13 protein-coding genes are annotated in these 13,189 nt (G+C 70.5%); 9 read left to right on the plus strand and 4 right to left on the minus strand.

Features of this window, described 5'->3' with window-relative positions:
* Nucleotides 1-2,766, plus strand: a complete 2,766-nt coding sequence (locus ACSFA0_RS03495; RefSeq protein WP_435448849.1) for a DUF4118 domain-containing protein — start codon at nucleotides 1-3, stop codon at nucleotides 2,764-2,766.
* Between the two features lie 5 nt (nucleotides 2,767-2,771).
* Complete coding sequence (gene kdpE, locus ACSFA0_RS03500; protein WP_435448850.1) at nucleotides 2,772-3,476, plus strand: two-component system response regulator KdpE; 705 nt, start codon at nucleotides 2,772-2,774, stop codon at nucleotides 3,474-3,476.
* Between the two features lie 19 nt (nucleotides 3,477-3,495).
* Here kdpE and ACSFA0_RS03505 read toward each other — a convergent pair whose 3' ends face one another.
* From ACSFA0_RS03505 to ACSFA0_RS03515, 3 genes are all read right to left on the minus strand, one after another.
* Nucleotides 3,496-3,909, minus strand: coding sequence for a DoxX family protein (locus tag ACSFA0_RS03505; RefSeq protein ID WP_435448851.1), 414 nt, complete (start codon nucleotides 3,907-3,909; stop codon nucleotides 3,496-3,498).
* A gap of 3 nt (nucleotides 3,910-3,912) precedes the next feature.
* Nucleotides 3,913-4,365 (minus strand): hypothetical protein, encoded by a 453-nt coding sequence (locus ACSFA0_RS03510; RefSeq protein ID WP_435448852.1) that lies wholly within the window; start codon nucleotides 4,363-4,365, stop codon nucleotides 3,913-3,915.
* A 108-nt stretch (nucleotides 4,366-4,473) separates the two neighbouring features.
* Entirely contained in the window at nucleotides 4,474-6,120 is a 1,647-nt protein-coding gene (locus ACSFA0_RS03515) for an adenylate/guanylate cyclase domain-containing protein (RefSeq protein WP_435448853.1), read from the minus strand.
* A gap of 186 nt (nucleotides 6,121-6,306) precedes the next feature.
* Here ACSFA0_RS03515 and ACSFA0_RS03520 point away from each other — a divergent pair, with 186 nt between their 5' ends.
* The 7 genes from ACSFA0_RS03520 to ACSFA0_RS03550 all read left to right on the plus strand — a co-directional run bounded on the left by ACSFA0_RS03520 (nucleotide 6,307) and on the right by ACSFA0_RS03550 (nucleotide 12,338).
* Nucleotides 6,307-6,894, plus strand: a complete 588-nt coding sequence (locus tag ACSFA0_RS03520; protein ID WP_435448854.1) for a Crp/Fnr family transcriptional regulator — start codon at nucleotides 6,307-6,309, stop codon at nucleotides 6,892-6,894.
* Nucleotides 6,895-7,008: 114 nt separating this feature from the next.
* Nucleotides 7,009-7,692 carry a GntR family transcriptional regulator gene (locus ACSFA0_RS03525; protein ID WP_435448855.1) on the plus strand — a complete coding sequence of 228 codons (684 nt, stop codon included), beginning with the start codon at nucleotides 7,009-7,011 and terminating at the stop codon, nucleotides 7,690-7,692.
* A 198-nt stretch (nucleotides 7,693-7,890) separates the two neighbouring features.
* Nucleotides 7,891-8,871: a Bug family tripartite tricarboxylate transporter substrate binding protein gene (locus ACSFA0_RS03530; protein ID WP_435448856.1), complete on the plus strand. Its 981-nt coding sequence runs from the start codon at nucleotides 7,891-7,893 to the stop codon at nucleotides 8,869-8,871.
* Nucleotides 8,872-8,908: 37 nt separating this feature from the next.
* On the plus strand, nucleotides 8,909-10,507 hold the full coding sequence (locus tag ACSFA0_RS03535) for a gamma-glutamyltransferase family protein (protein WP_435448857.1): 1,599 nt from the start codon (nucleotides 8,909-8,911) through the stop codon (nucleotides 10,505-10,507).
* A 70-nt stretch (nucleotides 10,508-10,577) separates the two neighbouring features.
* Nucleotides 10,578-10,973 (plus strand): hypothetical protein, encoded by a 396-nt coding sequence (locus ACSFA0_RS03540; RefSeq protein WP_435448858.1) that lies wholly within the window; start codon nucleotides 10,578-10,580, stop codon nucleotides 10,971-10,973.
* 212 nt (nucleotides 10,974-11,185) lie between these two features.
* A complete protein-coding gene (locus ACSFA0_RS03545; protein ID WP_435448859.1) occupies nucleotides 11,186-11,413 on the plus strand; it encodes a DUF3606 domain-containing protein in 228 nt (75 codons plus the stop codon).
* Between the two features lie 103 nt (nucleotides 11,414-11,516).
* A complete protein-coding gene (locus ACSFA0_RS03550; protein WP_435448860.1) occupies nucleotides 11,517-12,338 on the plus strand; it encodes a pseudouridine synthase in 822 nt (273 codons plus the stop codon).
* A 25-nt stretch (nucleotides 12,339-12,363) separates the two neighbouring features.
* Here the strand turns inward: ACSFA0_RS03550 and aqpZ are convergent, their stop codons facing one another.
* The gene (gene aqpZ, locus ACSFA0_RS03555; protein WP_435448861.1) at nucleotides 12,364-13,062 is read right to left on the minus strand and encodes an aquaporin Z; all 699 of its coding nucleotides are present in this window, start codon (nucleotides 13,060-13,062) and stop codon (nucleotides 12,364-12,366) included.
* Nucleotides 13,063-13,189: the final 127 nt, after the last annotated feature.

Consider the following 13,189-nt stretch of genomic DNA (forward strand, 5'->3'; position numbering starts at 1 on the left):
ATGGACGCCCCTCGCCCCGACCCCGACGCACTGCTCGCGCAGATGCGCAGCGACGACGCCCGCGCCCGCCGCGGGCGCCTGCGCATCTACTTCGGCGCGAGCGCCGGCGTCGGCAAGACTTGGGCCATGCTCACGGCCGCGCAGCGGGAGCGCGCCGCCGGCCGCGACGTGCTCATCGGCGTGGTCGAGACGCACGGCCGCAGCGAGACGGCTGCGTTATTGACGGGCCTCGACCGCCTGCCGCTGCGCGACATCGCCTACCGCGGCCGAACGCTGGCCGAGTTCGATCTCGACGCGGCGCTGGCGCGCCAACCCGCGGTGCTGCTGGTCGACGAGCTGGCGCATTCCAACGCGCCGGGCTCGCGCCACGCCAAGCGCTGGCAGGACGTGCAGGAACTGCTCGCCGCCGGCATAGACGTCTGGTCGGCGCTCAATGTGCAGCACCTCGAGAGCCTCAACGGCACGGTCGGCGCCATCACGGGTGTGCGCGTGCACGAGACGGTGCCCGACACCGTGCTCGACGAGGCCGACGAGGTGGTGCTGGTCGATGTCACGCCCGACGAACTCACCGCGCGCCTGGCGGCGGGCAAGGTCTACCTGCCCCAGCAGGCCGAGCGTGCGGCACAGAACTTCTTTCGCAAGGGCAACCTGATCGCGCTGCGCGAGATCGCCTTGCGTCGCACCGCGGAGCACGTGGAAGACGACGTGCGGGGTTGGCGCGTCGAGCAGTCGGGCCCCAACGGCGACGCGGGCCCCCAGGCCTGGAACACCTCGGGCGCGATCCTCGCCTGCGTGGGCCCGCACGAGGGCGCGGCGCAGACGGTGCGCACCGCTGCGCGGCTGGCCGGCCAGCTCAACGTGCGCTGGCACGCCGCGTATGTCGAGACGCCGGCGCTGCAACGGCTGCCCGCCGCGCAGCGCGACCGCATCCTCGCGGTGCTCAAGCTGGCCGAGGAGCTGGGTGCGGCGACGGCCGTGTTGACCGGTGCCGACGTGGCGCAGGCCTTGATCGCGCAGGCGCAGCGGCTGAACTGCGCGACGCTGGTGGTCGGTCGTGCGGCGCCGGTGGCGGGCTGGCGCCGGTGGTGGCCGTCGGCCTCGCTCATGCGCGAGCTGGCGCGGCTGGAGCCTGCGCTCGACATCGTCGAGACGGCGCGTGCGGAAAGCTCGCGCCGCCTCGGCCGCACCTTGCTCGGCGCCGCGCGCGACGTGGCGACCGGCGACGGCATCCCCGACGACGCCGACCGGTCGCACGCGCGCTGGCCCGGCTACGTGTGGGCTGCGGCGATGGGCGTGGCCGTCACGCTGATCGCCACGCCGCTGTCGGGCGTGCTGGAGCAGGTGAACATCGTCATGCTGTTCCTGCTGGGCGTGGTCGGCGTCGCGATGCGCTTCGGCCGCGGGCCGGCCGCGCTGGCGGCGCTGCTCAACGTGGCGGCCTTCGATTTCTTCTTCGTCTCGCCGCGGCTCTCGTTCGCGGTGGGCGACGTGCAGTACCTGGTGACCTTTGCGGTGATGCTCGGTGTCGGCCTGCTGGTCGGGCAACTCACCGCCGGCCTGCGTTTCGCGGCTGGCGTATCGACCAGCCGCGAGCGACGCGCGCAGTCGCTGTTCGAGCTCACGCGCGAGCTCTCGGCCGCGCTCGAAAGCGCACAGGTCGTCGAACTCGGCGCTGCGGCGGTGCGGGGCCACTTCGGCGGCCAGGCGCTGGTGCTGGTGACCGATGCGAACGACCGCCTGGTCATGCCGACGTCGCCACCACCGGGCTTCGACGCGAACGTGGCCGACTGGGCCTTCCGCCAGGGCCAGCCGGCCGGTCTCGCCACCGCCACGCTGGCCGCACAGGCCTGGCACTACGTGCCGCTGAAGGCGCCGATGCGGGTGCGCGGCGTGCTGGCGCTGGCGCCCGCGCAGCCGCGCTGGCTGCTCATCCCCGAACAGGCGCAGCAGCTCGACACGCTGGCGCGCCAGATCGCCATCGCGCTGGAGCGGGTGCACTACGTCGAGGTGGCGCAGCAGGCGGTGGTCGAGATGGAATCGGAACGCCTGCGCAACACGCTGCTGGGCGCCATCTCGCACGACGTGCGCACGCCGCTCACGGCGCTCATCGGCCTGGCCGAATCGCTGCAGACGGCCGGGCCCGGTGCATCCGATGCGCGCGGCGAGACGGCGCAGGCCATCGTCGCGCAGGCGCGGTCGCTGCATGCGCTGGTCAACAACCTGCTCGACATGGCGCGGCTCGAAGCCGGCGGTGCGGGCGGGACGGTGCAACTGCGGCGCGACTGGCAATCGGTGGAGGAGGTGGTGGGTGCGGCCATCCGCTCGGCGCAGCCCGCGCTGAGTGAGCGCACGGTGCAGACCGCGCTCGCACCGGACCTGCCGCTGGTCGAGTTCGACGCGGTGCTGATCGAGCGCGTGCTGGTCAACCTGCTCGAGAACGCCGCCAAGTACGGCGCGCCGCCCATCGTCGTCGGGGCGCACGCGACGGTCGATGCGCTGGTGCTGTCGGTGCGCGACCACGGCCCGGGCCTGCCGGCGGCGCTGCGTGGCCGTGAACAGTTGCTGTTCGACAAGTTCACGCGCGGCCAGACCGAATCGGCCACGCCGGGCGTCGGCCTGGGGCTGGCGATCTGCAAGGCCATCGTCGGCGCGCATGGCGGCGAGATCACGGCGGCGAACGCATCGGGAGGCGGCGCAGAATTCACGGTCACGCTGCCGCGCCGACCGCCTCCCGCATCGGCCGAAGCCGACGATCAACCTTCTTGAGCGCCATGTCCCAACCTGTTGCCATCGTCATTGAGGACGAACCGCAGATCCGCCGCTTCGTGCGCGGCACGCTGGAATCCGAAGGCTGGCTGGTGCACGAAGCCGGCACCGTGCGCGACGGCCTGGCGGCGGCTGGCACGCGCCAGCCCGACCTGCTGGTGCTCGACCTGGGCCTGCCCGACGGCGATGGCGTCGGGCTGATCCGCGACGTGCGCGGTTGGTCGGCGGTGCCGATCATCGTGCTGTCGGCGCGGATCGACGAGGCCGACAAGATCGCGGCACTCGACGCCGGTGCCGACGACTACCTCACCAAGCCCTTCGGCACCGGCGAGCTGCTGGCGCGCGTGCGGGCCAACCTGCGCCGGCCACGTGCGGCGGCGGGCAGCGTGGCGAACGGCGAGGCGGGCGAGCCGCTGTTCCGCTTCGGCGAGGTCGAGGTCGACCGCGCCGCACGCCTAGTGCGCCGCGCGGGCGCCGAGGTGCATCTCACGCCCACCGAATACCGCCTGCTCGGCGTGCTGGTGGCGAACGCGGGCCGCGTGCTCACGCAGCGGCAGCTGCTGCGGGAGGTGTGGGGCCCGTCGCATTCGGAACAGAGCCACTACCTGCGCATCTACATGGGCCACCTGCGACAGAAGCTGGAGGCCGACCCGGCCCAGCCGAAGCACCTGCTGACCGAGACGGCCGTGGGCTACCGGCTGGTGCCCTGACGCGGCGCATGCGCGGGGCTCACTGCCACCATCGCGTCGCGGGCTTGCCCACGCGCAGCGGGCCGGCGCCCTGCAGTGCGATGACCAGCGCGCTCAGCAGGAAGAAGGCCTGCAGCTCCAGCGCCCAGCCGCCGCTCTTGGACAGCGTGAAGAACTGGCTGGTGTGGGCCAGCAGCAGCGCCACGACCATGTGAAAGGCGATCACCAGCGCGGCCGGCCGGGTAAACAGGCCGAGCAGCACCAGCACCGGTGCGAGCACCTCGCCGACGTAGACGAGGTGGCCGATGGCGGTCGGCAGGCCGGCCGCGTCGACCATGCGGTAGATGCCGTCGGCGCCGTTGAAGACCTTCCACAGGCCGTGCACCAGCATCAGCCCGCCGAGGGTGAGGCGAAGCAGCAGTTGGCCGAGCGCGTCGGTGCGTGCGGTGTTCATCGCTTACTGCGCCACGGGCGTGGTGTGGCCAGCGGCGGCGCTGCCGGTGGCACCCTGCACGCGTTGCAGTTCGGCGGTGTAGACGCCGCTCTGGCGGGCGCGCTGGTAGGCGGCGACCTGTTGCGCGTAGACCGGCGCGTTGCTTTGGGCCGTGGCGGCCAGCGATGCGGTTTCCAGGCCGGCGCGGCGCCACAGGTTCAGGTCGGCCTGCACTTCGGCGCGGCTGAGCGTGCCGGCGGCGATGCCGGCCGAGGCCTGCGTGCCGACCCAGGCTTCGGGCGCTGCGGCAGCGATGCGCGCATTGCGTTGCAGGTCGGCGGCGACGTCGGCGCGATCCGCGGCGCCAGTGGCGATGATCGGCGTGCCGACCCAGGCTTCGGCGGGAACGGTCTGCGCGGTGGCGGTGCCGGCGGCCAGAACGAGGGCGGAGAGGGCGAGGAGGTGCTTGGTGTGCATGGTGACGGGTCTTTCGTTGTTCGTGCCACGGCCCGCAGGGACGTTGGCTGGAACCCGAAGTCTCTTTGCCGCGACCGTTTCACGATGTGCGCCAGCGCACAGTTTTCGTCAGCTCGGCAGTTCGGCCCGCGCAGGCCGCGGCACGTGCAGCACCTCGAGGGGTTCGGCGCGGCCGCGCAACTGCACCGTGTGCGCGGGGCCGAATCGATCGGCCATGCCGGCCTGACGGGCCGCGAACACCGAGACCACCAGCCGCGCATCGGCCACCTTCGAATGGTCCTGCAGCCGGCTCGCGGTGTTGACCACCTCGCCCACGGCGGTGAAGGTGGTCGTCTCGAGGTATCCCACTTCGCCGACCGCGGTGCGCCCGGCGTGCAGGCCCATGCCGAAGTCGAGCCGGTGACCGAACTGCGCCTCGAAGCCGGCGCCCCAGGCGTCCATGCGCTCGCCGATCAGTGCGGCGGCATCCATGGCCTGGCGGCAGGCCGTGGGCAGGTCGACGTCGAGCCCGAAGATCGCCATCACGCTGTCGCCGATGAACTGGTTGGGCACGCCCCCGCTGTCGCGCACCGCGGCGCCGACGGTGGCGAAGTAGCGCTCCAGCAGATAGGCCAGGTCGAAGGGCCACTGGTGTTCCGACAGGCCCGACCAGCGCCGCAGGTCGACGAAGAGGATCGCCACATCGCGCTCGCGGCCGAAGCGGGCCGGCTGCGTGGCGGTGCCGGTCTCGAACAGCGGCGTGACCGTGAGGTCGCCGCGTGGCCGCAGCTGGCAGGCCAGGCGCACGTCGGCCGGTGCGCGCACGCGGGCCAGCGTGCGGCGCTCGTCGCGGCCCGGCGCGGCCAGGTTTTCTGCAGGGCCGCTCACGCGCACGCGGCAGGTCGAGCAGCGCGCCCGGCCGCCGCACACCGACAGGTGCGCGATGCCATGCGCGCGGCTTGCTTCGAGCACGCTCCAGCCGCGCGGCACATGCACGCTGCGTTCGGGGTAGCGCAGCACGATCGACGCACCGGGCCGGCGCGCGCGGCGCAGGCGCAGCCCGCGAGCGGCGAACACGGTGAGCAGCAACAAGCCGTAGAACAGTTCGATGTGGCGCTCGGCCCGGTCGATGGCCACGCCCTGTGCCGGTGTGGGCACCTGCGGCGGCATCACGCCCGACCATTGCAGCTCGCGGCCCATGCCGAGGAAGCCGGCCGCGGCCAGCACCGGCAGCAGCACCGCGGCCGCGAGCAGCAGGTGCGAATGCCGCCGGTAGCCGGCCCGCGCCCGCATCGCCAGGTGCACGCCGAGGCAGCCATGCGCCCAGGCCGCGGCCATCAGCGCGAACTGGCCGCTCGCCCCGCCGACGCTCCACAGCCCACGCACCACCCGCGCATACGAGGGCTCCAGTGCGAAGACTTCGTAGGCCCAGCGCATGGCGCTCAGGTGCGACGCCAGCAGCAGCGGCAGCGAGAAGCCCAGCAGCAGCCGCACCGCTTCGATCGGCGGCATGCGCAGGCTGCGGCGCTCCCACACGCCCTGCAGCGCCAACACCAGGTGCGTGGTGGCCGCGCCGTACAGCAGCAGCGTGCCCGGCAGGCTGTGCCAGAAGCCGTGCACCGCGTGCAGCACCGCCTCGGCGAAGGCCAGCGACACCAGGCCCAGCGCATGGTTCAGCAGATGGCCGGTGACGTAGCCCAGCAGGATCAGCCCGCTGGTCCACCGCAGGTTCCGCCGTGTGGGGAGGGTGAGGCGGGGCGGGGAACGGACGGGCATGCAGGCGGCTCGAAGGGGCGCCCGAGCATAATCCGCGCGCCCTGGCGCCCCTCCGCATGCCCCATCCTCCTGTTCGTTCTTCTCTCGCGCTGCGCCGCGTCGCCCTGTTCGACGCACTGCCCGACGACCGGCTCGACCGCGTGGCCCAGGCCTGCCGCTGGCAGAGCGCCGACGCCGGAGCCGCTGGTGCTGCGGGCGCAGGACGAGGGCGACGTCTACTTCATCGTGTCGGGGGGCGTGCGCATCACCACCTACGCGGCCAGCGGCCGCCAGGTCACCTTCCGCGACTGCGGGGAGGGCGAGCTGTTCGGCGAACTGGCGGCCATCGACGGCGGCCCGCGCTCGGCCGACGTGCTCACGCTGCAGCCCAGCGTGCTCGCGAGCCTCGCGCCGGCCGACTTCCGCGCGCTGCTGCGCGAGGAGCCGCTGCTGGCCGAGCGCGTGATGCTTCGGCTGGCGTCGCTGGTGCGCCAGCTGTCCGAACGCATCATCGACCTCAGCACGCTCGAGGTGCCGCAGCGCCTGCAGGCCGAGCTGCTGCGCATGGCGCAGGCCACCGGCGTGGCCGACAACCGCTCCCGGCTGGAGCCGTCGCCCAAGCACGCGGCGCTGGCCAGCCAGATCAGCACCAACCGCGAACAGGTCACGCGCGAGCTGAACGCGCTGGTGCGCCAGGGCGTGCTTCACAAGGACGGCAAGGCGCTGGTCGTGGCCGACGTGGCGCATCTGGCGCGCGCCGTGGCGAACGCGCGCGGCGACGCCGCCTCTTCGTAAAGCTGGCTGAAGGCTTGTGCCCGGACACCAAGCCCTCTAGACTCCATCCACGTATATGTGGATACAAAGTTACATTCAGCATCGCGCCGGTGTGGTGGCGACCGAGGTTCGCGCATGACGGACATCCATCGCCTGACCGGTCTCACGGCCTCGTTCACCGCCGAGGAAGAGGCCTACAGCCACATCATCCAGCGCATCCGCAGCGGGCAGTACCGAGCGGGCGACCGCCTGATTCCCGAGGAAATCGCCACCGAGATCGGCACCAGCCGCATGCCGGTGCGCGAAGCCTTCCGCCGGCTGGCGACCGAAGGCCTGGTCGACATCCGGCCGCACCGCGGGGCGGTGGTGCGCAAGCTGTCGACCGCCGAAATGGTCGAGGTGTTCCAGATGCGCGCCGTGCTCGAAGGCTTGGCGGCGCGGGTGGCTTTCCCCACGATCCAGGAAAAGCACATTGCGGTGCTGGCCGATCTGATCCGGCAAATGGAATTGGCCGAGGATGATGTCCAGGAATGGGTGTCGCTGCATCGTCAATTCCACGAATACCTCTGCTCGTTGAGCCACAACCCCCGCCTGATGCGGCAGATCTCGTCGCTGCATTCGGTGGTCGAGCCGCACATGCGGCTGTGGCTGGAAAAGTCCGACAGACCCAACCGCTCGCGCAGTGCACACGGCTACATCATCGATGCCTTGCGGGCCGGCCCGGCGGAGGAGGTCGAGAAAGTGCTGCGCCAGCATGCCGAACGAACCATCGCGAGCCTGGAGAAATTCATGGCGCCGGAGTCGCCGAAAAAAGCGTAGCGCCTTCCTTCATGCACGCAATCGGTTCGGGAAATACGCACCGATTCATGCGCCATGTGCAATTCAGTGCAAGCGATCGACGGATCTGCTTGCGAATTGCGTATTTCCGAAATTGCGGCAATTCGAGACATTGATTCAGGCATGCTAATTGCGCAATTGCAGATGTTTCTTTTTTCCACCATCTGCAAGAGGTATGCAATGACATTGCGCTCGCTCCAACGCTGCGTCGCGCTCCTGGCGGCGGTTTTCGCGTCCCACGGCATGGCCCAGACGCCAGCCACCCCCTGGCCCACCCAACCCGTCAAGATCATCGTCCCCTTCGGCGCGGGCGGCGGCACCGACCAGCTGACCCGCCTGATCGCCAACGGCCTGACGACCGACCTGCAGCAGAGCTTCGTCGTCGACAACAAGCCCGGCGCGGCCACGCTCATCGGCAGCGAGCTGGCCGCCCGCGCGCCGGCCGACGGCTACACGCTGCTGATGTCCGGGCCGGCATCGATGGTGACGAACCGCTTCACCTTCAAGAAGCTCAACTACAGCCCCGAGGCTTTTGAGAAGGTGGCGCTGGTGGCGTACACGCCCAACATGCTGGTGGTGAACCCGGCGATGCCGTTCAAGACGGTGCAGGAAATGGTGGCCTACGCCAAGGCTAACCCGGGCAAGCTGACCTATGCGTCCTTCGGCGCGGGCACCACCTCGCACCTGGCCGGTGAAATGCTGCGCGCCGTGGCGGGCATCGACATCCTTCATGTGCCGTACAAGGGCGCGGCGCAGGCGCTGCCGGCGGTGGTGAGCGGCGAGGTGTCGATGTTCTTCGACACCATCGTGACCAGCATGCCCTTCGTCGCCGACGGCAAGCTGCGCGCGCTGGGCGTGACCAGCCCGCAGCGCTCGTCCATCGCACCGGCCATCCCGACGATCGCCGAGCAGGGCTACCCCGACTTCGACGTGGTGGTCTGGTACGGCATCGTCGCGCCCCAGGGCACGCCCAAGCCCATCCTCGACAAGCTCGACGCCTCGCTGACCAAGCTGATGAAAGACCCGGACTTCAAGGTGAAGTTCGCGGCCGCCGGTGCCGAGCCCGCGGTGGGCGGCCGCAAGGAGTTCGAGTCGGTCATCGCCAAGGAACTGGTCAAGACCGAACGCCTGGTCAAGCAGTCCGGCATGACCATGCAGTAGCCCTCCCGCCATTTTTCCGTCCCTCACCCAACAATTCATGAACTGGTCCCTTCCCTATCCGTCCGGCCGGCAGCCGGTGCTGGCGCGCAATGTCATCGCCACGTCACAGCCCTTGGCCGCGCAGGCCGGTGCGGCCGCCTTTGCCCGTGGCGGCAACGCCATCGACGCCGCGCTGGCGGCGGCCATCACGCTGACGGTGGTCGAGCCGGTCATGAACGGCATCGGCGGCGACGGCTTCGCGCTGGTGTGGGAGGGCGGCCGGCTGCACGGCCTCAACGCCTCGGGCCGCTCGCCCGCGGGCTGGGACGCCGCGCGTTTCAAGGGCATGAGCGCCATGCCGGCGCGCGGCTGGGACACGGTCACCGTGCCGGGCCAGGTGGCCGGTTGGGCGTCGCTGTCGGAGCGCTTCGGCGCGCTGCCCTTCGACGACCTGTTCGTCGATGCGATTCGCCATGCGCGCGACGGCTTCCCCGTGAGCCCGGTCATCGCCGGGCAGTGGGCCGAGGCCGTCCGCGACCTGCAGTCGTACCCCGGTTTCGAGGCCTTCATGCCGCGCGGCCGCGCACCGGCGGTGGGCGAGGTCTGGCGTTTCGCGCAGCAGGCCGACACGCTCGAAGAGATCGCACGCACGCGGGGTGAATCCTTCTACACCGGCCGGCTGGCGAACGAGATCAGCGCCTTCGCGGCGTCGCATGGCGCGGCCCTGGGCCTGGCTGACCTGGCCGCCCACCGCAGCGAATGGGTCGAGCCGATCGGTGTGGGCTTCCGTGGCCATCAGGTGCACGAGATTCCGCCGAACGGGCAGGGCATCGCGGCGCTGATGGCGCTGGGCATGCTCGAACACCTGCCCTACGAAGACACGGCCATCGGTTCCACCGCGCGCATGCACCTCGAGATCGAAGCCATGCGCCTGGCCTTCGCCGACCTACAGACGCACGTGGGTGACCCGGCGCACATGCAATTCACGTCGGCGCAACTGCTCGAGCCCGCCTACCTGCGCGAACGCGCGCGCCTGATCGACCCGAAGCGCGCCGGGCGCTACGCCGCCGGCGCACCGCCAGTGGGCGGCACCGTCTACCTGTGTACGGCCGACGCCGAGGGCCGCATGGTGTCGTACATCCAGTCGAACTACCGCGGCTTCGGCTCCGGCGTGGTGGTGCCGGGCACCGGCATCGCGTTGCACAACCGCGGCTCGGGCTTCGTCACCACGCCGGGTCATGTGAACGAAGTGGCTGGCAACAAGCGCCCGCAGCACAGCATCATCCCGGCCTTCCTGACCCGCGACGACCAGCCCGTCATGGCCTTCGGCGTGATGGGCGGCAACATGCAGGCGCAGGGCCATGTGCAGATGGTGCTGCGGCACGTCGTCGAAGAACTCAACCCGCAGGCTTGTTCGGACGCGCCGCGCTGGCGCATCAACGACGCGGCCACGCTGACGGTCGAGCCGACCGTCCCCGATGCCGTGGTCGAAGGCCTGCAGGCCCTGGGCCATGTGCCGGAGAAGACGGTGCCGGGCAATCTGCTGTTCGGCGCCGCGCAGCTGGCACAGCGACTGCCTTCCGGCCCCGAGGGCGGCGGCATCGTGTACGCGGCCGGCTCCGACCACCGGCGCGACGGTCAGGCTGTCGGCTGCTGATCGAGCGTGCGTCTTGGCCTCGCTGCATTGACGCCTTCTTTACGCCGCCGCCCGGAGGCTTTGCACCGTTTTGACGGGGCTTTTCCGACACTGGCTTTCTGTTCATTTCCAGCAGGAATGCCATGGCCTACGCCGCCTACCGGGAGCCCCCGGTGCCACCCCCGTCGTCTGCGAGACGACCTTCCACGTCCTCGATCTCACGGTCGCTTCGGTCGATGCCTGTCGCGTCCGCCGGGCGTTGGCGGCGTGCGAAGGGGTGGGCGTGCTGCGCTGCGAACCGCTGCTGCACGCCGGCGCGGCCTGCGAGCACAGCGCGCCGCGGGTGCGGCTCATGGTGCGCCTGCCGCTCGCGTGCTATGCCGAGGTGCTCCACGGCGTGCTGGCCTGCGTGCCGGACGGAGAGATCGGCCCGCTGACGAGCTGGCGTGCACACCTCCAGCGCTGCGGGGTCGCATATGGCGGATGAGCTGCTGCGTGCGCTGTGCGCCCTCGCAACCGTCTTCATTCCGTTGGCGATCGCAGCCGTGTCGGTACACGGGTGCGCACGGCGTGCACGCCTGCGTACCCGCCGTGTCAGACACATCCTGCAACAGCGATCCACACCGTCCTCTCGCACCGTTTGAGGTCGCATGGCACCTTCTCGGGGCGACCGAAAAACCGACCGATGGAGACATGCTGATGACCAACGACTTCGACACCCGCTGCCCCCGGGACACGGGGTGGATCAACCTGGGCGAGCCGCAGGAGGTCCGCTACTGGACGCGTGTGCTCGCCGTGACCGAGTCGCGTCTGCGCGCCGCGGTCGGCGCAGCCGGCGACTCGACCCAGGCGGTGTGCCGCTACCTGGGCATTCCGCGCGCCACGAGCCGACACGCCAGCGCATTGCAGGAAGCCGAGCAGATCTGAGTCGCGGCGACGGTGTGGCTGCAGCGCCGATGTGGGCGGCGGTCGCTTAGGAGCGAAGCGCAGCGTGCACGAGAATAGGCGTTCGCACTGCCCCTTGCCTACCATGCCCACGCCTGCCGAACCCGTCCGCCTCAACAAACGCATGGCCGAGCTCGGCATCTGCTCGCGCCGCGAGGCCGACGAGTGGATCGCGCAGGGCTGGGTTAAGGTCAACGGCAAGCCGGCCGAGATGGGCGTCAAGGTGACGCCCGCCGACAAGGTCGAGGTCGACAAGAAGGCGCACGGTCACCAGGCCAGTCGGGTGACCATCCTGCTGCACAAGCCGATGGGCTATGTCAGCGGTCAGGCCGAAGACGGCCACGAACCCGCCGTGATGCTCATCAACCCGCGAACGCACTGGCGCGAGGACCCGAGCACCAACCGCTTCTCGCCCCCGCAACTTCGCGGCCTGGCACCGGCCGGCCGGCTGGACATCGATTCGGTCGGGCTGCTGGTGCTGACGCAGGACGGCCGTGTCGCACGCCAGCTCATCGGCGAGGACTCGGGCATCGAGAAGGAATACCTGGTGCGCGTGGCCTACCACGGCCCGAACCAGCCGGCACCGCTGGGGCAGCTGGTACGCATCGACGACGACGATCCGGTCACGACCAATGTGCAGGCGGTGTTCCCGCCCGCCATGCTCGCGCGGCTTCGCCATGGCCTGAGCCTGGACGGCCAGCCATTGAAACCGGCGCGCGTCGACTGGCAGAACCCCGAGCAACTGCGCTTCGTGCTGACCGAAGGCAAGAAGCGGCAGATCCGCCGCATGTGCGAGCAGGTCGGGCTCAAGGTCGTGGGCTTGAAGCGCATCCGCATCGGGCGCGTGGTGCTGGGCAACCTGCCGGCCGGGCAGTGGCGCTACCTGGGCGCCCACGAGAAGTTCTGACGGCGCCGGGGCGCCGTCGGCCCCTTCAGTCGTCCTTGAGCAGCATGTTGTAGATCAGCGCGCCGATCACGGCGCCGGCGATCGGGGCCACCCAGAACAGCCACAGTTCCGACACCGCGTACGACGGGCCGAACAGCGCCGGGCCGGTGCTGCGCGCCGGGTTGACCGAGGTGTTGGTCACGGGGATCGAGATCAGGTGGATCAGCGTGAGGCACAGGCCGATCGCCAGGCCGCCGAAGCCGGCCGCCGCGCGTTTGGCGGTAGCGCCGAGGATGACGACCAGGAAGACGGCGGTGAGCACGACCTCCGTGAGGAGCGCCGCCACCAGGTTGAACTTGCCGGGCGAGTGCTCGCCGTAGCCGTTGGTGGCGAAGCCGCCCACGTCGGCGCCGGGCTTGCCGGTGGCGATGAGGTACAGCACGCCGGCGGCCACAATGGCGCCGAGCACCTGGGCGATGACGTAGCCCGGCAGCGCCGACGCCTTGAAGCGACCGCCGACCACGAGCCCGACCGACACGGCCGGGTTGAAGTGCCCGCCCGAGATCGGCCCGAGCGCGTAGGCGCCGGTGAGCACCGTGAGCCCGAAGGCCATGGCGACGCCGGCGAAGCCGATGCCCAGTTGCGGAAACGCGGCGGCGAGCACCGCGCTCCCGCAGCCGCCGAACGTGAGCCAGAAGGTGCCGATGAACTCGGCGGACCACTTCTTGATGTTGCTGGATTCCATTTTTTTCTCTCCCTGATTCCGTGACATGAATGCCGGGCAGGTGCCCTGCGCGGCGGATTCTAGGAACGACATGACCGCTCCTGAGGAAACGGGTGACGCCATCCGGTATCTCTTCACGGTGCGGCAG

It is taken from the genome of Variovorax restrictus, assembly GCF_051216715.1.
Classification (GTDB): domain Bacteria; phylum Pseudomonadota; class Gammaproteobacteria; order Burkholderiales; family Burkholderiaceae_C; genus Variovorax.